This window comes from Aerococcus agrisoli (genome assembly GCF_003797145.1).
Lineage (GTDB): Bacteria > Bacillota > Bacilli > Lactobacillales > Aerococcaceae > Aerococcus > Aerococcus agrisoli.
This window is the reverse complement of sequence record NZ_RKMG01000014.1, coordinates 26,364-50,079: the sequence shown is the minus strand read 5'-3', so window position 1 is coordinate 50,079 and position 23,716 is coordinate 26,364. Positions and strand designations below refer to the sequence as shown.

Sequence of the window (23,716 nt, the reverse complement as noted above, 5' to 3'; positions counted from 1 at the left end):
ATAGAGGTATGAATTATTCAGGTTATTGTTTGTAGGGATCCTGGCAATTGGTTTGATGATTGTGTTGACTGCCTGGTCAACTTTAATTAGTGAAGTGCCAAGTGGTTACTACATTGATGTGTTGGCTGTGTGTGGATTCGTCATTTTACCAGTACATTTGTTGTCGCAACAATCTTATTTCACAACCCCATTTTTATTGGGTGAGGGCAAAATGACGCCGGATACCAATAAAATATTGGATATCATTTTAACCAAAATTTTTATGCCTATCATTTTGATTTACACTGCTGTTATTCTCATTTATCTAGGCATGCAGATTCATGATTGGACGGACATACGAATTGAGTATGTCATGCTTTCCTACTTAGCCATTGGATGGATCGTCTTGTTCTTATTACAAGACATCGATCGACCTATCGTTAAACATTTTACTTGGGGTTACACGGTTGCAGTTTTAATCGCATCCTTGTTCCAGCTCTATCGCTCCATCACCTATAGTGCAATCTATGGTGTGACGATAGGACGTTACCTCATCATTGTATTTTGTTTGATTTCAGTGTTAGCTGCCGTCTTATATCGTAGAAATATCAAATGGGTTCCAGCTTTACTTGCATTGGGCTTATTCGTTTCTGCAATGCCACCAGTCGATGCGATTACAACATCTGAAGCAAGTCAAAAATTTATCTTTAGTAAAATCATCCGTGAAAATCCAACCTTACTCTATAATGATGAATTACATTTAACCGAGGCAAATGTGGCAGATTTGTCACAAACCGAGGTGAGACAATTACGTTCATCACTAGAGTTTATGTTGCAACAAAACATGGTTGATGAAATCGATGCAATTCCATCTGATTTCAACGAGTATGAAGATTTAGCCTTATTGTACGATGCGCAAAATAATGGTAATGGTAGTTCATACTACTTAACTGCAAGTTTATCTGAAGGCATGAATCCGTCTGTTGAACTGAATATCGATGGTGGGGCCGAAATGGTCTTCCTTTATGCAGATGCGACAGGTGCAACCAATACCTTTGAAGCATTGGGTGAAAATTTCACCACGCAGATCATCGACGGTACGAAATTACGTATCCAAGAAATCACTACTGGTGAAGATATGGTCTTCGATTTACAACCAATCACAGAAATTGGTACCATGCAAAACATCAACCTGACCGATGAAGAAGCAGTCTTCCTACAAGATTCGAGCGAAGATTCTTATCGCGGTATGTTGGTTGTCCAAAACTTAACCATTTGGCAAAATGAAAATTCTAGTGTTTTAGAGGGTTCTGGTAACTTTATCTTACTCATCAAAGAACAAGAAACCGACTAATCGATAACTACTAATCATCCCCAGTAGAAGCGCACGATTGCGTGAAAGCTGGGGATTTTTTTTGTGGATTTTCAGAGGTGGGCTAGGCTAAATACGATTTACGTGTATGTTACTGCGCCTGGGTATGCACCTACACTAGGTTCCTTTGTAATTTCAGTCGAATCATCAGCTACATATTTATTATAAGGTGGGCAAAAATACAACATTTCATTTATAAAAATGGATATAAGCGGATATTGATTACTTCAAGGGGCTGTGTGAACATTTATGAGAAAAAATGGTTCACAAAACTGTCTGTGTGATTCGACTTCAAAAAAGGAAATCACACAGCCCTCTGTGTGACGCGAATTTTCTCATTTTGAACACTTCAGGGCCCTGAAATGTTCAAATAGCGGTTATTTTAATTTTGATAAATACAATCTCCCGCAAGCCGGATAAAATCCTAAACAATCAGTGTGAAAACCGCAAAATCACTTCTGAAAATCAAAATGAAAAGAGGGCCATGCAGCCCTCTTTTGCCCGCATGAAGTCCTAACAGCCTATGAAGTTGAGTTCGCGTGGGCAGACAGGTCTCCACTTCGGAAATATTTGCAGCAAGTTGCACTTGCTACTGCATATTTCCTCCAGTGTTACCAGTCAGAACCCCCGCGCTCACATCCTATTTTTTTAATTATTGGTTAATTTGTGGGGTGTTTGCTTGTGTTTTATTTTTGTCCGTGCAAGAATGAAGGTCGAGGATTCGGCGGTGATGGCATTTTTTGCTGTCACCATTTTCAATACAGCAATATATGGATGGATAAGTTTGAAAGATACTACTTAAGGCCGAATGAACTCTCCTTGTTTCTGTTAAAATAAAAGTAAAATTAGGGAAATACTGAAAACAAAAAGAATAGGAAGAATACTATGCGAAATAATTTTGAATCGAATGATCATGATATCTATTCGACGGATTCAAAGGATAGCTTGTGGCAAAAATTTCGCAAGCTGTGGAAGAAACTTAGGTTAACAAGATGGATTATTTTCTTTGTCTTGGCCTTTGGGTTTGTCTTTGAATCATATTTATTAATTGGTGCGAAAACAACAGATATTAGTGACTTGCCTGCGAAACTACAAGTGACGACTGAGTTTTACGACCAAGACGGCACTTATGCCGGGGAAATTTCCAATGACTCGGGAACGTATGTTAGTCTTGATGAAATTTCGACCAATATCCAAGATGCAGTAATATCAACGGAAGATAAACGTTTTTACAGCCATAATGGTTTTGATATTATTGGGATTGGGCGTGCAGCTGTGGGCTATATCACGAGTGGTGGTATTGTCGGTGGTGGTTCTACCATTACCCAACAGTTGGTGAAGAATGCCTTTCTAGATAATGATCAATCCATTATTCGGAAGTTGAAAGAACTTTTCTTGGCTTTTGAAATTGAGAAAAATTATACCAAACAAGAAATTCTTGAAATGTATTTAAATAATGCGTATTTCGGTAATGGTGCATACGGGGTAGAAGACGCAAGTCAAAAATACTTTGGTATGTCAGCATCTGAAGTACCAGTTGAAGATGCGGCAGTGATTGCCGGTGCCTTAAAAGGACCTACAATCTATAATCCAGTTGATGATTATGATGCCACGCTTGAACGTCGTGACACCATTTTACAATTGATGGCGGATAACGAATTCTTAACGCAAGAAGAAGCAGATGCTGCAATTGCCACAGAGATGGTACAAATGAATAATGAAATTGCCAATGATGCGTATGCGTATCCATACTACTTCGATGCGGTCATCAATGAGGCCATCAACAAGTTTGGTTTAACTGAAGAAGATATTATGAATGGGAATTACAAAATTTATACGAATCTAAACCAAACCTATCAGACTGAAATGCAAACAGCCTATGCGGATACAACAGTCTTCCCAACTTCGCCGTCTGGTGAGCCTGCACAATCAGCTTCAGTCATGATGGATCCCACAACGGGTGGTGTATATGCAACAGTTGGTGGAACGGGTGAATATACCTTCAGGGGCTATAACCGAGGAACACAAATCTCTCGTAACCCAGCTTCAACCATCAAGCCGTTATTGGTGTACGCTTTAGCGTTGGAAAATGGCTATACTGCCCAATCCGTCATTCCGGATGAAGTGATGACCTACGGAGATGGCTATGCACCTGAAAACTGGAACTTTGAATCCGTTGGGGAAATTCTATTATGGGATGCCGTAGCCAAATCGAAAAACACCTCTGCCGTGTGGATGATGAATGAAATGGGTGTGGACGCTTCGCTTGAGCAATTGGCGAAATTTGGTATTCCGTATGTTGAAGCGGACAAGAACTTAACTACTGCATTGGGGTCAATAGAAAATGGAGTATCTCCGCTTCAAATGGCTTCAGCCTATACAGCCTTTGCCAATGAAGGGGTTCGTTCAGAAGGGTACTTCATTACCCGCATTGAAGACCAACAAGGCAACGTGGTTGTAGAAGAACAAGAACCAACCCAAAACCAAGCCGTTAGTGCGGAAGTGGCCGAAGAAATGACCTCTATCCTCCTATCTGTTTATGATGAAGGTGGTACGGGTGCAACAATCGAGCCAGAAGGTTACGAAGTTGCTGGTAAAACTGGTTCTAATGAAAGTCAAGACTCGACCCTTGGTAATAGCGACGAGTGGGATATTGCTTACACACCAGACTTTGTACTTGCTACTTGGTATGGATTTGATGAGACTACTGAAGATAGTTACTTGTGGTATGGCTCTACATCAACGTCTAAAACAGCCTTCTCTGCTATTTTGACACCACTACTACAAGCAAGCCCTGGTACAGCCTTTACCATTGAATCTGCCTATGCAGAATACAATCAATTACAAGCAGAAGAAGATGCAGCTTCAGAATCATCATCGAGCGATGAATCAACTGGTGAAAATAACGATAGCACTGGTAATGTACTAGATTCTGTTATCCAAGGCGCGCAAGATTTCTTCCAAGGACTATTTGGTTCTGGTGAATAAGAGGTTGGACTTGTTAAAGAGGTCATGACTTTCAATCAAATTGAAAAAATGATATATTGAATCATATAAGAAGCTATAACCACATTGGTTATACAAAATTTGAGGAGTGAACATTTTGGCAAATATTTACGATACTATCAATCAATTGGAACGCGACATCCGTGACCAAGATACATACAAAGATCTAGTTGCAGCAATCGAAGCATTGAAAAACGATGAAGAAGCTTACGGTATTTACAATGAATTCCGTGCTTTACAAACAAGTTTCCAATTAAAAGCACAAATGGGTCAAGAAATTACTGAAGAAGATGAAAAAAATGCCAACGAATTACAAGAAAAATTGGCAGGCAACGCAGTAATCTCTGATTTAATGAATAAAGAACGTTTATTGAACACTGTTGTGGAAGATATCAACCAAGCAGTAACACGTCCAATCAACGAAATTTATCAATCATTGATGAACAAAGAACAAAACTAAAATAGCTATATATTAGCAAGGAAGATGTTGGGACAAAATCCCGAAAATAAAGACGTCAACAATTCGTTATAAGATTTGTTGGCGTCTTTTGCTTTGAAAATGTATGTTTAATCTTTGTTGGAATTTATGACTAGGATTAGTTAAAGGACTGAAAGTGCAGTTCCTATGCCGTGAAAAAGGATGAAATCAAGACCTTGGCTCGATTTCAAATTGAAAGACCTTGGCTTTCAATGGTCTCACGGCTATAAGGAACGCACACTGAAGGACGAAAATCGAAGATTTTATATTTTTGTCTCATCCTTTCTCCACCGGTTGAGGGCTGAACGCTTTTTCTCACATCCTATGAAGTCGAGTTCGCTCGGGCAGACAGGTCTCCACTTCAGAGATATTTGCCGCAAGCTAAGCTTGCTACTGCATATCTCTTCCAGTGTGCCTGTCTAAACGCCCGCGTTCACATCCTATTTTTCATTTGTGTGTCAAATGATTAATTATGCTTTAAAATCCTATTAAATAGCGTCAATTTTCACAACTTTCTAATGTGTATGTTAAAATAATAATAAGGCAATTTAACAAATTTACATCAATAAAATGCCAAAATTACACGAGAACGGAGTAATCAATATGGTGAGATTTATTCATACTGCAGACTTGCACTTAGACCAAACCTTCAAAAATTTACCAATCAAAGACGATTACTTACAACATGCTTTAGCAGAAGCAACATTAAATTCTTTTGACAATTTAATTCAAACAGCTATTAATGAACAGGTCGATTTTTTCCTTATCGTAGGGGATATCTACCATGGGGCACGCGCCACTTTGCGCGCTCAATTTGCCTTTGCGAACGGTATGCAACGCCTAGCAGACGCGGAAATTCCTGTTTATATGTTATACGGGAACCATGATTTCGACGCCGATGCCAATCACCGTTTGAAATTACCAAATAATGTTCATATTTTTGGCCACGAAGTAGAGACCAAATATCTTTCAACTCATCGTGGTGAAAAAGTAGCCATTTCAGGTTTTTCATACGACCAACAATGGATTGCGGATGACCGCTCAGCAGAATATCCTACCAGAGATCCACTTGTGGACATCCATATCGGTATGATTCATGGTGACAACTCTTCTAGTAATGGGCAAAAGCACTATGCACCATTCAACCCAAGTGACCTTGTAAGTCACGGCTTTGACTACTGGGCACTAGGCCATATCCATAAAGGACAAGTATTATACGAAAATCCGACAATGGTTTATCCAGGGAACATCCAAGGTGCTAGCTTTAAAGAAGACGGAGCCAAAGGTGCCTTAATTGTGAATCTTGAAAAAGGTGGCTATACCAATCTAGAATTCATCGAAACAGCGGAATGGCAATTCCAACAATCTACGCGTGAACTAGGGCTTGTAGATAGTTTAGAAAGCTTACGCAATACCATTGAAGTCGCACTACATGACCATATTATGTATGCCAAAGATGAGGCTGTGAACGTGATTTCTCGAATGACCTTCACCACGAATGGCGATGAAGAATCCCTATACTGGTGGCACACTTATGCAGACGAATTGTTAGAACAATTACAATGGTCGTTGCGTAATCAAAATGCTTCACGCGCGCAAAAAGTGTATCTAGTTGCCCTAGATATTCAAGTGAATAATCAAGCCGTTTGGTCGCCGTCACCTGTTTTTAACGACAGCATGAAACGTGCTTTTGAAGACATTACGAGTGACGATGAACAGTTCCAAACTTTAGTGGCTGATTTGGAGAAAAATGGTCAATGGCAACGTTTAGTTGGTGCCAATATTGATGTGGACCAATTTAAAGCGGATATTCTTGCCAAGGCTAAAGAACAAATCATCCTCGAACAAGCAAGCTATAGCCAGGAACAAAGGAGATTTTAAATATGCAGATTCAACGATTTGAAATATTTGGCTATGGGAAATGGGTGGATCAATCTTTTCAATTAACGCCAAATTTAAATGTATTTAACGGTCTTAACGGGTCTGGGAAAACAACCCTCATGTCATTTTTATTAAGTATTATGTTTGGTTTTCCCAATGTACGCCGTAAAAACACACGTAACTACGATACCAACGAAAATGCCCGTTATGGTGGGCGTTTGTATCTAACCAACACACGCTATGGCGATGTGATGATTGAACGTACCAAAACCAATGGTAAACAAAATCTGTCTTACACCATCAATGGTGAAGAAAAACAAACAACCAATGATGTTTCATTTTTATGGAACGATTTGACGAAAACAGATTACCTAGCTTACTTTGGTTTTTCTGAAGATGATTTAATGGACTTCATCTGGGATGATGAAGAAGATTTCTCAAAAAGCTTAATGAGTATTGGGATGTCTGGTCGTCAAGTCTTGACGGAAATCACACCGGCCATTGCCAAACAAGCAGATGATCTGTACAAACCAAATGGGAAGAACCCAGCTTTGAATCGCAAACTGCAAGATATTGAGGATGCGGAAGCAAAATTAATTAAAGCCCAAGATAAAGAAGCAGCTTATTTCGAATTACGTCAGGCTTATGAAAAAGAATCAAGCCGTCTGGACCGCTTACGTAGCAACTTAAAAGATGCGACCAATGGTGAAATCCAACTAGAATTGGCCAACCAACAATCGACATCGATGAACGAATACCTACGTTTGCACGATGAATTAGCAGCCTTTGATTTTGTGGACTTTGAACCTGATTTGGCCAACAAATGGTTACAAGCTGACCACCAAATCGACCACTTGAGCCAACAATTGGCTGAGTTATCTGAAGGTTTGCCAGAAAATCCGGAAGAGTCTGTGAATTCTTCAAACTTAGGAATGGAATGGATTCAAAATCATCCGAATGTAAGTGAGCAAATGGTTGTAGAGGCACGTGCCTTTAGAGACCGCTTGCGTCAAAATGAAGATTTGAGCCAAGACCTGATTGAACGTCGCTATGAAAAACAACGTTTGATGGAATTATTGGGGGCTTCAGCGGTTGACGAGTTACCAGAAGAACTAACCGATGACGAGCGTAACCATTGGCAACAACGCTACAAAGCCTTAGAAAATAAACGTATTTTTTACAATCACGGCCAAAGCGATATGTCGCAATTGGACCAACGTGAAGCGGATTTAACAAAGGAATTTGACGAGCTAGCGGCGGAACGGGAAAAATTAGTCGCAACGGGTAAACAGGGTGAAAACCTGGTCCGTAACTTCGGGATTGTCTTGACGGTTCTGGGCTTATTGATGCTGATTGCTTACTTTATTACGTCAACGACCTTCCTATTTGGCGCCGGCGTGGTGGCCACCATCATTGGTATCGTGATCCTGCTAATTGGTTTGATGATGCAGGGCGCAGCGACCAAACGCTATGAAAACCGTCTAGAGGCCTACGACTTAGACCTTGATGATATCGAGTCAGAGCTAAATGAAGTCCAACGCGATAAAGTCGTGCATGAAGAGCAATTGGAAAAATTAAACCTAGAGTTTAATGAAATGGCTGATGAGTTAGACACTTTACTGGTTGAAAAGGGCGGAGCTCCAAACATTTCAACAGAAGTTTGGCTTGAAGATGCTTATGTCGATGAAATTTTCAATTTGGATAATAAAATCCAACAATTGGAAATGGCGCTTGGCGTTTCGAGCTTTGGGAAGGCTCATGAAGATCAATGGGCTGACTATGTAGCGCAATTAAATGAAGGTGACTTGAGTGAGGAAGATTACTTCCAACAATTTGAAGATGATTATTTAACCATTCGTCGTCAACAAGCCAACCAAGATTACGCGACATACGAAGAACAAAGCCGTGCTAACCGTCGTGACCAAGTGAAGTCTGAATTGTCAGTGATTAAAGCTGATCAAGAACGTATTTTAGACCAATACAACTTCAAATCTGGTGATGAATTATTAGCGGCCATCGATCGTCAAAATCAAATGCAACAAAAACAAAACCGTCATGATATTTTAGCGAATCACTTGGACTTAAACTTAGCGATTTACTTACAACAAGATCAACCTGTTGAAGCACAATTAACTGAATTGAAAACCAATATCCAAGATATGGAAGAAGAAATCAGTCAATTGACGCGTTCTACAGCTGATAAACGCAGTCAAATCCAAGAGATTGCTAACGACGGCATTGCGCCACAGTTGTTACAAGCATACCAAGCCAAAGTGGATGAAGCCTATGAGTTAGCCGTTGCTTGGGCAGCCAATAAATTAGCGATTGCGACCTTTGAAAAGGCAACTGTTGGTGAATCAACAGATGTGAAAGAACGCGTGTTAACTAACGCTTCTCGTTTCCTTTTAGATTTATCAAATGGGAAATATACTAAATTAACGTACGCGGATGAAGGGATGGATGTCATCACAGCAGAGGATGAGGTTATTTCAGTTAACCAATTGTCTCGTGGTGAAAAAGTGATTCTATTCGTGGCCATGCGTTTTGCCTTTATCGATGCCCAATTAGGTAACATTGAATTGCCAATTATTATCGACGAAGCCTTCTCACATCTTGACCATCAATACCGCAGCAACATTTACCGCTTCCTACAAAAATTCGCACAATCGCATCAAATCATTTACTTCACAGTAGATGAAGGGCTTTTAGATGAAATTGATGTCTCAGCACGTCATGTGCTCTAGAAGGGAAATATAATGGATAATTTAAAAATTTTTGATGTAGCCTTGGACCACAACTTCGACCTATATCTTTTGATTAAGGTCGCAGAAATCCGAGAAGACAGAAATGGCAAGAAATACATCTCCTTCACTTTCCAAGATAAATCCGGTTCAATCGACGGTAAATATTGGGGCGCAACAGAAGAAGATATCGCGAAATACACGAGTGGTAATGTGGTTCGCTTAGCTGGGAAACGTGAATTATACAACGGGACCCCGCAAGTCCGCATTACAGGCATTCGTTTAGCGACAGATGAAGAACCAAATAATCCGAGCGATTATGTCGAACAAGGTCCGATGACCGATGCAGAGATGAAAGAGGAAATTAAAGAAGTCGTAGCGGGTTTCCAAAATCCAGTCATTAGTGCTATCGTACGCAAAATCTTGAATAATGTGCACAAAGACTTCTTCCTTTACCCAGCTGCGAAGAAAAACCACCATGCCTTTGTTGGTGGCTTAGGTTTCCATACCATTTCCATGTTGCGCCTAGCCCAAGCCATTGCCAACCAATATACCAATATCAATAAAGACCTCTTATATGCCGGTGTGCTCTTGCATGATGTTGGAAAAACAGTCGAATTTACCGATCCCATGTCGACTGAATATTCTACAGAAGGCAACTTGATAGGTCATATCTCAATCATCGACGAAATGATTACCTTAGCAGTAAACGAGCTTGAAATTGATCAACATCAAGAAGAAGTGGTCTTGTTGAAACATATGGTGCTTGCCCACCATGGTAAACAAGAATGGGGCAGCCCGGTGAATCCACATATCTTAGAAGCAGAAGTGTTACATCACATTGATAACTTAGACGCGTCCATCCAAATGATGATGACTGCTTTAGATCATACCGAACCAGGTGAATTCTCAGCCCGCATCTTTGGACTAGACAACCGTAATTTCTATAAACCAAAATTTAATGCAGTAACCGAAAATGAAGACGCATTAGCTGAATTCGAATAAATATATTCTTTAAAAAGGCTGGAGCAGTAAATGTTCCAGCCTTTTTTGTGTGGGCATGATATGGATTTTGAAGTGGATTTTTGTATAGATTTCCGAGATTGTGTATATCTCGATTAAAATAACCAAAAAATGACAACCAGAAGGTTCTGTGCTTATATTTATGAGAAAAATTGAGTAGCAAAACGCTCTGAACTTTTCACTTTTTTTGAAGTGAAAAGTTCAGCCCTCTGTGAAACGCAATAACTCTCATTTTTGAAAGCACAGCCCGCTCAAGTAACCATATATCGTTTATATGGCGTTTCATATATACAATCCCCAACAAGCCGGACAAAATACTTTCGACCAGTGTAATCCTCATACGAACAAGTACTCAAAAACACCAAAATGAAAACATTCACCAAGGTTAGCAGGAGATTCCTAAGCCAGCATGAAAATTTTTAAATTTCCCCTCACCTTGAAAGCCTATGACTATCAACTTAGCAGACTTTATTTTATTTATGTAAATGAACATTTACAAAAATAAAATTGAAGATTTACGGCTTATTAATATTGGGGTGTTATTCTGAACTACTGCGAAGGGGTTGGTTGACCAATCATTTTCGCAGCCTACAAAATGAAGCGGATTAAATTTAAGAGGTGACGAGGGTGCAAGTAAAGTTTGAAAATGTGCAAATGCGCTATGATGACACGCAAAAGAATGTATTAGACAATATCGATTTTGAGATACCAGAAGGACAACTTGTGTCAATCCTGGGCCCAAGTGGTTGCGGTAAATCCACTACACTGATGCTGATTTCAGGGCTTATTTTCCCAAGTGATGGCAAAATTTACTTTAATGACGAAGACGTTACTAGTAAAGATGCAGTCGAACGTAAGGTGGGAATGGTATTCCAAAACTATGCTTTATATCCACATTTATCAGTCTTAGACAATATCATGTTTCCTTTAAAAATGGCGAAAATGCCCAAAGCAGAACGCAAAGCACGTGCTTTGGAATTAGCCAAATTAGTAAAAATTGAAGATCATATCAAGAAGAAGCCAGGTGAACTATCTGGGGGCCAACAGCAACGAGTGGCGATTGCCCGTGCCCTAGCTAAGAAGCCGTCTATTTTATTAATGGATGAACCATTGTCCAACTTAGATGCTCGTCTTCGAATTGAAATGCGCCAAGAAATTCGACGCATACAATTAGAAACAGGGATTACCACTGTCTTTGTTACCCATGACCAAGCCGAGGCTTTGAGCATTTCAGATAAGGTAATGGTCTTAAATGGCGGTCAAATTCAGCAGTATACCGATCCAGTGTCCTTATACGCTGAACCTAGTAATCGATTCGTAGCGGAGTTTATTGGTACACCAGTCATTAACATGCTTGAGGCAGACCAATATTCGGACTTGTTCGCACTTTTTGCCCAAGAAAGAAATAGGCAAAAACCAGCCAGCGTGGGCTTACGGGCAGAAGATTTATTTATTTTACCGGCGGAAGTTGATCAAACAGCGGGCGTTTTCCAAGGACAGGTGACCATGGTGGAGCATGTCGGCAAAGACGTGACGGTTCATGTGTCAGATGGGCGCAAGGAAGTGGTTGTGACAGACCAAGCCTTGGCACCGAAAATTGGGGATCAAATTGCCTTAGGTATCCATCATGACGACATTTTATTCTTTGATAACAAGGGGCAACGTCTTGAGGTAGGTGAAGGGCAATGATTGAGAAGCCAACATGGAAATCGAGCTTGAAGGCTTATCTATATTTGTTACCCATGTTAGTGATTATCGGGATTTTTAATTTGTATCCTATTTTCCGGTCTTTTGAAATGAGTATGTGGCAGGACTACAATTTCTACACGCAAGAGGTGAAGGAATATGGAGTTGGTCCATTTATGGAAATTTTCCAAGACCCGGATTTTTGGTTAGCTATCAAAAATACCTTTATTTTCGTCCTAGGGGTGGTACCTATTTCAATAGCCATCTCACTAGCGATTGCGGTCTTACTCAATAATATTAAATTATTATCGAGTTTCTTCCGTTCGATTTATTTCTTACCTTTTGTGACGTCAACGGTTGCGGTATCAATCGTTTGGCGCTGGTTATACCATTCTGAGTACGGATTGATCAATTATTTCCTATCGATGTTTGGGATAGAAGCCATTGCTTTTATCGAAGATCCGAAATATGCCATGTTGGCTTTAGTGATTATGTCGATTTGGAAAGGTTTAGGTTTTAACATAGTTATTTTCTTGGTAGGCCTAAATAATATTTCAGATACATATTATGCGGCAGCTAAGGTAGATGGTGCAGGTCCGTGGCAACGATTTACCAATATCACCTTGCCTTTATTAAGCCCAACCATGTTTCTTGTATCCATTATGGGTGTGATCAATTCCTTTAAGGCATTTGATGAAGTCTATGCCTTATTCAATGGACGACCTGGTCCAACGAATTCAGCCCTCACAATGGTTTACTACATTTTCCAAAAATTCTATGAAGAGAGTCAATATGCTGTGGCTTCGGCTGCAGGTATCGTACTCTTCCTGATTATATTAATTTTCACCTTGCTGCAAATGGCTGTGAATCGCTATATGGCAAGTAGATAGGAGGATATCATGGGGAAAAATACACATTCAAGCAAAGCAAAATTTACCAGTGGTCAATTGATTTCCTTCATCTTGCTGGCCATCGGCGCCTTATCCATGTTGCTGCCATTCTTTTGGATGGTATCGACATCTTTGAAAACGACAGGGGAAACCTTGGCTATCCCACCGGTTTGGTTGCCGGAAGATTTCAAATGGGAAAACTACCAAACCGCCTTATCCATGGCCCCCTTTGGTCGATACTTTATCAACTCTTTGATTATTACCTTATCATCGACCTTTGGTGAAGTGGTGACGAGTATCCTAGCAGCTTTCGCCTTTGCTAAGTTACAATTTTTCGGCAAAAATATTTTGTTCACGGTGTTGATTGCAACCATGATGGTGCCATTTGAATTACTGATGATTCCCAACTATTTAACCTTGTCCAAGTTGGGTATGATTGATACCTATTGGGCGATGATTGTGCCATTCTTGGCCAGTGTCTTTTCAGTATTCATGCTAAAACAAAACTTTGAAGCTGTGCCTAAGCAACTTTATTATGCGGCTAAAGTTGATGGAGCTAGTGACTGGCGCTTTTTATGGCAAATATTAGTGCCTATGTCAAAGTCTTCTATTGTCACAGTGATTATTCTAAAAATGATTGGTTCATGGAATTCCTTCATGTGGCCGTTGATGGTCACAAATGAAACAAGCTTGCGTCCTTTGCCGGTTGGACTACAAGCGTTCACGACGGAGGCGGGCACCTATTTTGCCTTACTCATGGCCGCGGCGACGATTGTCATTTTACCAATGATCATTGTCTACTTGTTCTTACAAAAATATATCATCAAGGGAATTTCAAATACTGGTATTAAGGGTTAGGCATCGCAACGTCATTGAAAGGGGGTGGTTGTGTCAGAGAGCATAACGTTGGTCTTGTCGGTTACGGTTTGGAGTTGGGGGACGGATGCAAGGTTTAGACTGCAAGCAGTCTGTGTGAGCCGCGTCTTTTTCACCCCAGCACGAATATTTATTTAAGTTTGGCGTCTCAATTGATGTTTAAAGGGTTAAATAATAAGGAGAGAAGAAAGTAATGAAATTAGAAGCAAAATGGTTAAAAGCTGGATTAGGTCTTGTATCTGCAAGTTTATTGTTAGCAGCATGTGGTAGCGGCGCATCAAGTGAATCTTCAGCTAGTTCAGATACTAGTTCTGATGCAACATCATCAACATCAGAAGAAGCATCTTCAACAAGCGGCGAAAAAGTTGAATTAACTTTCTGGCATGCAATGTCTGGTCCACAAGGGGAAGCGTTAACCACTTTAGTAGAAAAATTTAATGAATCTCAAGATCAATACACCGTAGTTGAGCAAAACCAAGGTGACTATACGACTTTGGCACAATCAGTGACAGCAGCAGCTGTTTCTGGCGACCTACCTACTTTGTCACAATTAACAGCAACAGATGTAGTGGAATATGCATCAAATGACTTATTAACACCAATTACTGACGATATGTTAGCAGAAGCAGGCTTTGAACAAGATGCGATTGATGATGTATACGAAGGTTTCTGGGGTTCAACTGAATTCAACGGCGAACGTTTCGCAATGCCATTCTCTAAATCAACACGTGTGATGTACTACAACCAAGATTTATTGGATGAATATGGTGTAGAAGTTCCAACTACTTGGGAAGAAGTGACTGCTTTAGGTGAAAAAATGGTTACTGCCGGCGACGAAGCTTATGCAATGGGCTTCGAAAACGGCTTTGAAATGGAATGGGAAACTATGGCTCGCCAAAACGGGTCTGATTTCATCGATCCAGAGGCAGGCACAGTTTCAGTAAACGATGAAGCTGCGGTTGAAGCCTTAACCATTATCCAAGAATCATTAGAAAAAGGCTATGCACGTACAGCTGGTGAAGATGGTTACATGTCTACACCATTTGCCAACGGTGCAACTGCTTTATACATCGGTTCATCAGCAGGTATGGGATTCGTTGAAGAAGGTGCCGCAGAATCAGGTATCAACTGGTCAACAGCTGAAATCCCAACATTGAACGATACACAATTAACATTATTCGCTGGTAACGACTTAGGTTTATTCCAAGGCGCTTCTGAAGAAGAAACAGCTGGTTACTTAGCCTTCACCACTTTCTTACTAGAGCCAGAAAACACAGCTTTCTGGGCACAAGAAACTGGTTACTTACCAGTACGTGAATCAGCATTAGAAGATGAAAACTATGCAGCATACTTAGAAGAAAACCCACAATATGTAGCAGCAACGAAAGAGTTACCATACGGTACTTCTTCTGAAACATTCGTTGGCTACGGTGAATTCCGTAACAACATGGTAGCAGCTATGGAAGAAATCGCGGTAAATGGTGCAGATCCACAAACCGTATTAGATAACTTACAAAGTCAAACAGAAGAATTAGTAGCAGGTAACTAGTAGCAATTAAAGGGAATAACTGTTGAGAAAAGGGCGATCATTGTTATTGTTTGCGCAGCCAGCATGGTCGGCAAATAAACAAGGTCGTCTTTTTTGATGTTAGAAGGGATATGTCCATGACAAATTTTCAAGTATGGAGCGGATTAGAAACAATCGGCGGCAACATCGTCGAAATAACAACGGAAACAGCACGTGTCTTGTGTGATTTTGGTTTGACAGGTGGTTCCAATAAGGATGTGCCACAAGCCAATCTGAGTCTTTTGGAAACTACTTTGCTAGAAGGAAAATTACCGCAAATTCCCGGTGTATTTGATACGGAAGGCTTCCAAACTGTGACCCTAGACGGCATCGAAGGCAAATATCCACATCAGGCCATTTTTATCTCACACTTACACATTGATCATATGGGTGGCTTAAAATTCCTACCTGCCAATACCGATGTCTACATGACCAACGATTCATTGCGCTTATACCAAGCCTTGATTCAAGTTGGGGATGAAGTGGCACCACAAGCTAAGCTCATTGGCCTTGATTACGGTCAAACCGTAGCCATTGGCGATATCAAGGTAACGATGCAAGCTTCAGACCATGACATCGTGGGCATTGCGGGTATTTTTATCGAAACGCCGGATGCCAAATTTGTCCATTCGGGTGATTTTCGCATTACGGGTTACCACGAGGACCAAGTCCAAAACCTTATCAATGCCATCAACGCCTTTGCCCCTAACTATGTGTTTATTGAAGGGACTGCCTTCTCCTTCGACGTGGAAGAAGACCGAATCAACTCGGAAGCGGACCTCTTAGACATCTTTGAAAAGTGCCTACATGAGTATGCTGACGAGCTCATTGCCGTCAACCCCTACCTACGTAATATCGAACGCATGCACCATTTAGTCCAGGTTGCTGAAGCTGCAGGTAGACACTTTGTTTTTGAGCCGGCATACGCACATGTGTACGGACAATTTTATAAAAATGAAAAATTATATATCTTAGTAGATCAAAATAAGGACGAGGATTTGGAACAATATTGTACAGATACAATGCAAACGCTTGCCATTTCAGAAATTATTGAAAATCCTGAAAACTATATAATCCAGAACTCCTTTGATTACTTAGAACAATTACGAACGTTAAAACCGGCAGTATATTTGCATTCAAATGGGGAACCAATCGGCGCTTACATGCCAACTTACGCCACGTTAATTGCATTCCTTGAAGAATTAGACATTCCCTATATTCCATTTGGGGTGAGTGGTCATGCGTCGAAAGACGATTTGTTGCGGGTAGCAGTACAAATTAAAAGTGATAAAATCGTCCCTTGGCATACGTTCCACCCAGACAATTATGGTAAAATATTAACAAATTTAGGATTAAAAGTTTTCCATCCTGAATATGGGAAAAGTTATAAAGTTTAAGGGGTGGCTTTCTATTAAGACGATAACGATATTCGAAACGAGTGATATGCATGGCTATATTTTTCCAACTAGCTATATGTCTAGAAACGAAAATAAGCCATTCGGTTGGTTAAAAGTAGCAAATAATTACATCAATGAAAAAGCAGCATTACCAGAAGATTCAACCATTTTGCTTTCCAACGGTGATGCAATTCAAGGCTCGCCTCTAGCACATTATTTACATACCAAAATGCAATCAGCCAGTGCAATCGCAGGCTTATTTAACCGTCTTGGTTACTCTGCGGCTATCCCGGGCAATCATGAGTTTAATTATGGTCAAGAATATGTGAAAGAAGGCTATAAACAGATTAATGGCCCAGTCCTTTGTGCCAATATTTTGAACGAAAATGGCGAACCAGCTTTTGGTCCGGCCTACAAAATTTTCGAACGTTCTGGTGTGAAAATTGCAGTATTAGGTTTAACAACACAATACATTCCACATTGGGAGCATCCAGAAAATATCAAAGGCCTGACTTTCAAATCTGCGGTGGAGACCGCCAAAGAATACGTCCCTATGTTAAGCGAACAAGCCGATGCCGTGGTTGTCGCTTATCATGGTGGTTTTGAGCGTGACCTGGATACCTTAGAAATGACCGATATTAATGAAGGTGAGAACGAAGGTTACGCCTTAATTAAAGAGGTTGAAGGCATCGATGTGTTATTAACTGGTCACCAGCATAATGTCATTTCCCGTATGATTGATGGCGTTGCCGTTTTAATGCCAGGGGATAAAGGGCGTTATTTAGGTAAAGTTAGCTTGCAATTCAATAAATATGACGGCGATGATTCTTGGACTTTGGTGGATGCACAGCCAGAGTTGATTGAAACAACAGAAGAAACGGGTATACTAGATGATATTGACGATCTAGAAGCCCTAAATGATGCAATTGAAGATTGGCTAGATGAACCTGTTGGTAAAGTACACGGGGATATGACTATTGATGACGTTGAACAAGCGCGTATCAATGAACATCCTTATGTGGAATTTATTAACCGTGTCCAAAACTATTTTGGTCAAACGGAAATTGCGGGAACGTCATTATTCAACAATGATGCAAAAGGTTTCCCCGAAGATGTGACCATCCGTAACATTTTGAATAACTATCCTTTCCCCAATTCCTTGGCTGTAGTCAAGTTGACAGGGGCGGAGATCAAAGCAGCCTTAGAGCAATCAGCTGAGTTTTTCATGTTGGATGAGGCAGGTAATATCATCATGTCACCGAGTTGGATGTATCCTAAGCCAAAACTATATAACTATGACATGTATGAGGGTATTGAATATGTTGTAGACGTTTCTAGACCAAAAGGCGAACGGATTGTGAAGTTGCACTTCCATCATGCCCCAATGGACTTGGAAGCTGAATTTGAAGTGACCTTGAACCAATACCGTGCAATCGGTGGTGGTGATTATCATATGTTTGATAAATCAAAAATCATACGTGAAGTGAATTTCGAAATGAATCACTTAATCGCACGTTATATGCAAATCTTTAAAGGTGTCGAAGCAACCTGTAACAATAACTTCCGTGTTGTAAATGGATCTGAATATTATTAATTAGAAAGCAAAAGTGGCTGGTAATCCGTCGATTACCAGCCACTTTTTTTCTGTTGTATCGATATAAATAAGGAAATTATGGAATGGCGCGCCATTCCATACAAAAAGCGGGAAATTGTATTGAATGGAAACTCATTCGATACAAAATTGGCAATTCGTATGGAATAGACTCTGGTTCAATAAAGGTTCGGAAAAGTGTATGGAATGGAAGTTCATTCCATACAAAAAGTAGCAAATCGTATGGAATGGAAACTCATTCAATACAAAAACACGAAATATTATTGAATGGACATCCATTCAATAATTACATCATCGTCATACGGTAGATTTTAGTAATTGAATGATGGAAGCTACACTGTAAGGAAGAAGTCTATCTCGGAGAACTAGTATAGAAGAAGTGTAGTTCCGCGACCAGGAATAGGCATCTAAACTTGGTGGATGTTTTCTCATAATGGAAAAAAGAGGGCCCAAGCCCTCTTTTCATTTTGATTTTTAAGCCGTATTTGTCTGAGCAGCACGCTGAAGTACCACATTTTTTCGCCTATTTTTGGATTGTATATATGAAATACAAAATAACCAAAAAATGAAAAGTTCAAGGGTCTCTGGTTTCAAGAATGACAAAAAATGAGTCAGACAGATAGCTAAACTTTCACTTCTTTTGGAAGTGAAAAGTTCAGGGTGTTTTGCTTTTCAATTTTCCTAATAAATATAAGCACAACCCGTCCTGGTTTTCGTTTTTCGTCTATTTTATGTTGGATAAACACAAAGAAACAAAAACAAGCAACTCACTATTCAAAGACCTTATCATTCTAATAAAAAAGCCACTCGATGAAATCGAGTGGCTGTAAATGTTTGATTATTCTTCTTCTGAAGATGATGAACTTGCTTCTTCAGATGCAGCAGATGAACTTTCTTCAGTTGTAGAAGATGATTCTTCTGAAGCACTAGATTCTTCTTCGCTTGAGCTAGAAGATGCTTCACTTGAAGATGCAGCAGATTCGCTAGCAGCAGACTCAGAAGCAGCAGCTTCACTTGCAGCGGCAGCAGATTCAGATTCTGAATCAAGTGATGCTTGTTCTTCATCAGTAATGATTACATCATCTAATGCAGTCTTAAGATCTTCATCAGAAATTTCAACGTTATGTTTTACCATAATGTCTGAAACTAAACCAGCTACTAAAGTAGAGTCAGTTAATTTTTCAGAGATGATAGATTCTTTCAATTGATCAGTTTCTTCTTCTAAGCTACCTTTTTCAGGTTTTTCGTCCATTTTGATGATATGGAAGCCGTAGTCAGTTTCAACGGGTGTCGTTGTGTATTCACCTTCGGCTAAGTCAGAAGCTGCAGCAAAGAATGTTTCATCTAAGCCAGAATCAGCATTCACTTCACCTAATGAACCACCGTTTGTAGCTGATGCAGTATCAGTTGAATTTTCTTCAGCTAATGTTGCGAAGTCAGCACCGTCGTCTAATTGTGCAATTAGGTCATTGGCAGTTTCTTCATCAGCAACTAAGATATGAGATACAGTGAATGATGGTACATATTCATCGTAAGCTGTTTGAATTTCTTCATCTGTAACTTCGATGTATTTAGAAACAGCTTCACTCATTAATTTGTAGTAGTAAACTTGGTGTTCATAGTCGTCACGAGAAGTGAAACCAGATGATGTAAGTACTGAAGTAAATGTTTCTTCATCACCGTATTGAGCGATTAATGTTTCTACTTCAGTCGTTGCTTCTTCTTCCAATTCTTTCGCGCGGTCAGAACCAACCTCGTCTACAAAAACTTCTTCCATAATTAATTTTTGTAAAGTTGCGTTACCATAAGTTGCTTTTAATTCAGCTTGTAATTCTTCATTTGTAATTTCTACGCCGTCACCTGTTGCAACAGTCGCATCACCTTCAGCGCTACCTGTTGAGCAAGCTGCTAGTGCGAATGTAGATAGTAAAGCGATTGAAGTAAGTTTTAGTTTCTTACTAATAGTCATTTTTTGATTCACTCCTGTCAAAGTCTAAATAATACAATTCTAAATATAGCACACTAAAAAACCTTTAGACAATGATTCCAAGAGAAGTCAAGAAATCTTCACAATTCCATAATAAAATCATTCATTATTACCTTTGTCGTTTGTGCGAATATCAATAGCATTCAAATCATCTTGTAGTTTAGCCACTTTCTTTTGAATTTCAGAAAGGCGTGGCGCAGCTGATTTGTTAAAATCATTTACAGCTAAAGTGATTTCATCGCGCGCCACTTTGGCAGATGAAAGTCCTTGTTGGGCTAAATCTGTCACGGCGGTTTGCGCTTGTGCAATTGATCCTGTTAAGTCGTTAGCAGCGTATGTCACGTCGTCAAAATAGTTTTTCAGACGTTCGCGATTTTCACTACCAGTGCGTGGTGTTTTTAATAAGGTATAACCGGCACCAGCAATGGCACCGAATAAAATACCAGTAATAAAATTTTTCATGATTATCCCTCGATTTGTTGGTTGATTTTAGCTGCGATATCTTTTAAATCTTGGTCAGAATAAGTGCCTTCAGCTGCTGGTTCCCATTTTAATCCGAAGCCGTCATTTTCTTTAGAGTAGCGTGGGATTAAATGGATGTGGGAATGCATCACTGTTTGGAAAGCTGTTTCTCCGTTGTTGTTTAAGATATTCAAACCTTGCATATCTGGGAAAGCCTCTTTCAATGCGTTGGCGATTAATGGAATACGTTTAAAGACAGCACCAGCATCGTTAGAAGAGTAACCAAAAATATCTTGTACGTGTTTTTTCGGTACGAGAAGGGTGTGACCTTTCGTAATTTGACTCATGTCAAGGAAGGCAATGACTACTTCGTCTTCATACACCTTATTTGTAGGGATTTCGCCATTGGCAATTTTGCAAAAAATACAGTTATCCATGATATTTCCTCACTTTCAAAATTTCATACGCGTCTAATGACTTAGATGAATTCGTCGCTTTTCTTAGAGATTAATGTTAAATTAAACGCTATAATTAAGTTAATATTACCATAAATCATAAGTATGGAACAATTGACTGCTATAGGTAGGCAATAAATCGCAATACAATCAAATATGATAGCTAAATTCAATATAAAGGATGAACGTAATGACTTTAAAAGTAAGCAATTTAACCGGTGGCTATTCAAGCCAACCCGTTTTACACGATTTAAACTTTGAAATTCAATCAGGCGAAATTGTCGGCTTGATTGGTTTGAATGGGGCGGGTAAATCAACCACCATCAAACACATCATCGGCTTGATGAAAGCCATGAAGGGTGAAATCACCATTGACGACTATAAACTAGATACTGACATGAATGACTACCGTCAGTCTTTCACTTATATTCCAGAAATGCCTGTGCTCTATGATGCCCTAACCTTGAAGGAACATATCGAACTAACGGGTATGGCATATGGCTTATCCAAAGAAATTGCCTTGCAAAATGCGCAACCCTTACTAGAAATGTTCCGCTTGGATAACCGCCTTGACTGGCTGCCCATTCATTTTTCTAAAGGGATGAAACAGAAAGTCATGCTGGTCTGTGCCTTTCTTATTGAAACGTCATTGTACGTTATCGATGAACCCTTCCTAGGACTAGATCCCTTGGCCATCCATGATTTAATCGAGACCTTAAAGGTGAAAAAAGAGGCGGGCTCTTCGATTCTAATGTCGACACATGTCTTAGCGACTGCACAACAATATTGCGACCGCTTTATCTTCCTACAGGAGGGCCGTGTAATCGCGATAGGTACCATCGACGATATTCGTGCACAATTCGACATGCCGGATGCTTCATTGGATGACTTGTACATCCGATTAGCAAAGGGGGCAGACGATGAACTTGTCTGATATTTTTACCCGACGTAGTCGTCAAAGTATGGACCTATTTCTAAAGAACGCCAAGTACATTTTCAATGACCATGCAATTTTGGTCATGTTCTTTCTATTAGGGGCTTTGAGTTTTCAATATTCACAATGGGTTGCCGGCTTAACAAGCGGCCAAGTAGACTTGGCTATCCATTTGATATGGTCTGTTATTATGACTGTCGGCGTATTTGTGACGGGGATTGCTAGTCAAATCTTGCCGGCTGACTTGGTATTTTTGTTACCCATGGAATCTAAATTTAATGAGTGGTTTAAACCAGCCTTAAATCGTAGTCTATTCTTGCCGAGTGCCATTATTCTATTAATGGTTGCAGCTTCGTATCCCTTGTTGTCTGTGATGGCAGGTTACTCAGTCGTTGAAGTGATTGTGCTTGCGCTCATCCTCATTTGTTACAAGGTAGCACATGTCTATATTTTGATGGAGTCATGGCATTTTCACAAAAGTAGCTTTATTCGTAACCATAAATTTGCGCTGTATGCGATTGTCTTGCTGACGGTTTTCTTGGCGTCATTTGTGACACCGTATTTGTGTCTGGGGATTGCCTTGATTTACCTAGTGGCGATTCATTTTCTTGGGATTCGTCCTTTTGACCCGGCAAAAACGAGATGGCATTGGGAGAAGATTGTGACGGTTGAACAAACGCGTCAACAACAGATTCGCCGGATGCTAGCGCTGTTTATCAATATGCCGCAAGAGGCTGCTGTGAGCAAACGTCGTAAGTATTTTGATGGCTTGATTCACCTGTCGAATAAGGATGCTAATCCATATACGTATTTGTTTACGCGTGCTTTCTGGCGTTCAAATGATTTCTATCCGCTTTGGATGCGAATGACTTTGGTTGGGGTCTTGTATTTGGCATTTGTACCCAATAATCATTGGTTAAATCTAGGTGTGGTCTTGTTGATCCAATATTTTAGTCATTTACAGGTCTTACCTTTGGCGCAAAAAATGAATCAACATACTTTGTTACAGGTCTATCCAATTGACCATAGTCAAAAGATTGCAGGTTTTACAAAGATGTTGTGGCAACCATTATGTACGCAAATTGTATTATTTGCATTGACAAGTCTGATTTTCCACGCATGGACTTTTACAGGCTTATTGGTGGTTTCTTCTATTGTATTCAGTCTTTTCTTGATCTTTGTTTATGTGCCAAGCTTTATGCGCAAGAAAGAAAAAAAGAAGAGAATAGCATAAGATTGTTGACTAAATTTCTAATTCCAACTAAAATAACTAGTACTCATAAAAGGGGTTGACTGTGCTTTTTGCAGTCGGTCACCTTTTTTCATTTACACGTTTTGCAATCATTTGGGACAAGAGAGGGGGAAAGAAG

At 39.9% G+C, this 23,716-nt stretch carries 17 protein-coding genes; 14 read left to right on the top strand and 3 right to left on the bottom strand.

All coding sequences use genetic code 11. The features are described 5' to 3' along the window. Positions 1 to 25: 25 nt before the first annotated feature. From EF384_RS05495 to EF384_RS05440, 12 genes are all read left to right on the top strand, one after another. Entirely contained in the window at positions 26 to 1,333 is a 1,308-nt protein-coding gene (locus EF384_RS05495; protein WP_123780057.1) for a DUF4153 domain-containing protein, read from the top strand. A 903-nt stretch (positions 1,334 to 2,236) separates the two neighbouring features. Next, positions 2,237 to 4,339 (top strand): transglycosylase domain-containing protein, encoded by a 2,103-nt coding sequence (locus tag EF384_RS05490; protein WP_123780055.1) that lies wholly within the window; start codon positions 2,237 to 2,239, stop codon positions 4,337 to 4,339. 106 nt (positions 4,340 to 4,445) lie between these two features. Then, positions 4,446 to 4,817 carry a YlbF family regulator gene (locus tag EF384_RS05485; RefSeq protein WP_233570047.1) on the top strand — a complete coding sequence of 124 codons (372 nt, stop codon included), beginning with the start codon at positions 4,446 to 4,448 and terminating at the stop codon, positions 4,815 to 4,817. 621 nt (positions 4,818 to 5,438) lie between these two features. Next, complete coding sequence (locus EF384_RS05480; RefSeq protein ID WP_123780051.1) at positions 5,439 to 6,716, top strand: metallophosphoesterase family protein; 1,278 nt, start codon at positions 5,439 to 5,441, stop codon at positions 6,714 to 6,716. Positions 6,717 to 6,718: 2 nt separating this feature from the next. Next, complete coding sequence (locus tag EF384_RS05475) at positions 6,719 to 9,460, top strand: ATP-binding protein (protein WP_123780049.1); 2,742 nt, start codon at positions 6,719 to 6,721, stop codon at positions 9,458 to 9,460. Between the two features lie 12 nt (positions 9,461 to 9,472). Continuing rightward, positions 9,473 to 10,462, top strand: a complete 990-nt coding sequence (locus EF384_RS05470) for a 3'-5' exoribonuclease YhaM family protein (RefSeq protein WP_123780047.1) — start codon at positions 9,473 to 9,475, stop codon at positions 10,460 to 10,462. A gap of 672 nt (positions 10,463 to 11,134) precedes the next feature. Then, a complete protein-coding gene (locus EF384_RS05465) occupies positions 11,135 to 12,169 on the top strand; it encodes an ABC transporter ATP-binding protein (protein WP_439647010.1) in 1,035 nt (344 codons plus the stop codon). Beyond that, complete coding sequence (locus EF384_RS05460) at positions 12,166 to 13,056, top strand: carbohydrate ABC transporter permease (RefSeq protein WP_123780043.1); 891 nt, start codon at positions 12,166 to 12,168, stop codon at positions 13,054 to 13,056. Before EF384_RS05465 ends, EF384_RS05460 begins: the two co-directional genes overlap by 4 nt. 9 nt (positions 13,057 to 13,065) lie before the next feature. Then, positions 13,066 to 13,914 carry a carbohydrate ABC transporter permease gene (locus EF384_RS05455; protein ID WP_233570046.1) on the top strand — a complete coding sequence of 283 codons (849 nt, stop codon included), beginning with the start codon at positions 13,066 to 13,068 and terminating at the stop codon, positions 13,912 to 13,914. A 211-nt stretch (positions 13,915 to 14,125) separates the two neighbouring features. Continuing rightward, a complete protein-coding gene (locus tag EF384_RS05450; RefSeq protein WP_123780041.1) occupies positions 14,126 to 15,481 on the top strand; it encodes an ABC transporter substrate-binding protein in 1,356 nt (451 codons plus the stop codon). A 116-nt stretch (positions 15,482 to 15,597) separates the two neighbouring features. Next, complete coding sequence (locus tag EF384_RS05445; protein WP_158607414.1) at positions 15,598 to 16,896, top strand: MBL fold metallo-hydrolase; 1,299 nt, start codon at positions 15,598 to 15,600, stop codon at positions 16,894 to 16,896. Further along, complete coding sequence (locus EF384_RS05440) at positions 16,874 to 18,490, top strand: bifunctional metallophosphatase/5'-nucleotidase (RefSeq protein WP_123780037.1); 1,617 nt, start codon at positions 16,874 to 16,876, stop codon at positions 18,488 to 18,490. Before EF384_RS05445 ends, EF384_RS05440 begins: the two co-directional genes overlap by 23 nt. An 856-nt stretch (positions 18,491 to 19,346) precedes the next feature. On the opposite strand, the gene EF384_RS05435 is transcribed toward EF384_RS05440, so the two are convergent. The 3 genes from EF384_RS05435 to EF384_RS05425 form a co-directional block, all read right to left on the bottom strand. Further along, the gene (locus EF384_RS05435; protein ID WP_123780035.1) at positions 19,347 to 20,477 is read right to left on the bottom strand and encodes a peptidylprolyl isomerase; all 1,131 of its coding nucleotides are present in this window, start codon (positions 20,475 to 20,477) and stop codon (positions 19,347 to 19,349) included. A 117-nt stretch (positions 20,478 to 20,594) separates the two neighbouring features. After that, entirely contained in the window at positions 20,595 to 20,957 is a 363-nt protein-coding gene (locus EF384_RS05430; protein WP_123780033.1) for a YtxH domain-containing protein, read from the bottom strand. A 2-nt stretch (positions 20,958 to 20,959) separates the two neighbouring features. Continuing rightward, positions 20,960 to 21,394, bottom strand: coding sequence for an HIT family protein (locus EF384_RS05425; protein WP_123780031.1), 435 nt, complete (start codon positions 21,392 to 21,394; stop codon positions 20,960 to 20,962). Positions 21,395 to 21,602: 208 nt separating this feature from the next. Between EF384_RS05425 and EF384_RS05420 the strand changes: the two genes are divergently transcribed. Both EF384_RS05420 and EF384_RS05415 read left to right on the top strand, forming a co-directional pair. Continuing rightward, positions 21,603 to 22,346, top strand: coding sequence for an ABC transporter ATP-binding protein (locus EF384_RS05420; protein ID WP_123780029.1), 744 nt, complete (start codon positions 21,603 to 21,605; stop codon positions 22,344 to 22,346). After that, entirely contained in the window at positions 22,333 to 23,580 is a 1,248-nt protein-coding gene (locus EF384_RS05415; protein WP_123780027.1) for an ABC transporter permease, read from the top strand. The genes EF384_RS05420 and EF384_RS05415 overlap by 14 nt, the downstream gene beginning before the upstream one ends. Positions 23,581 to 23,716: the final 136 nt, after the last annotated feature.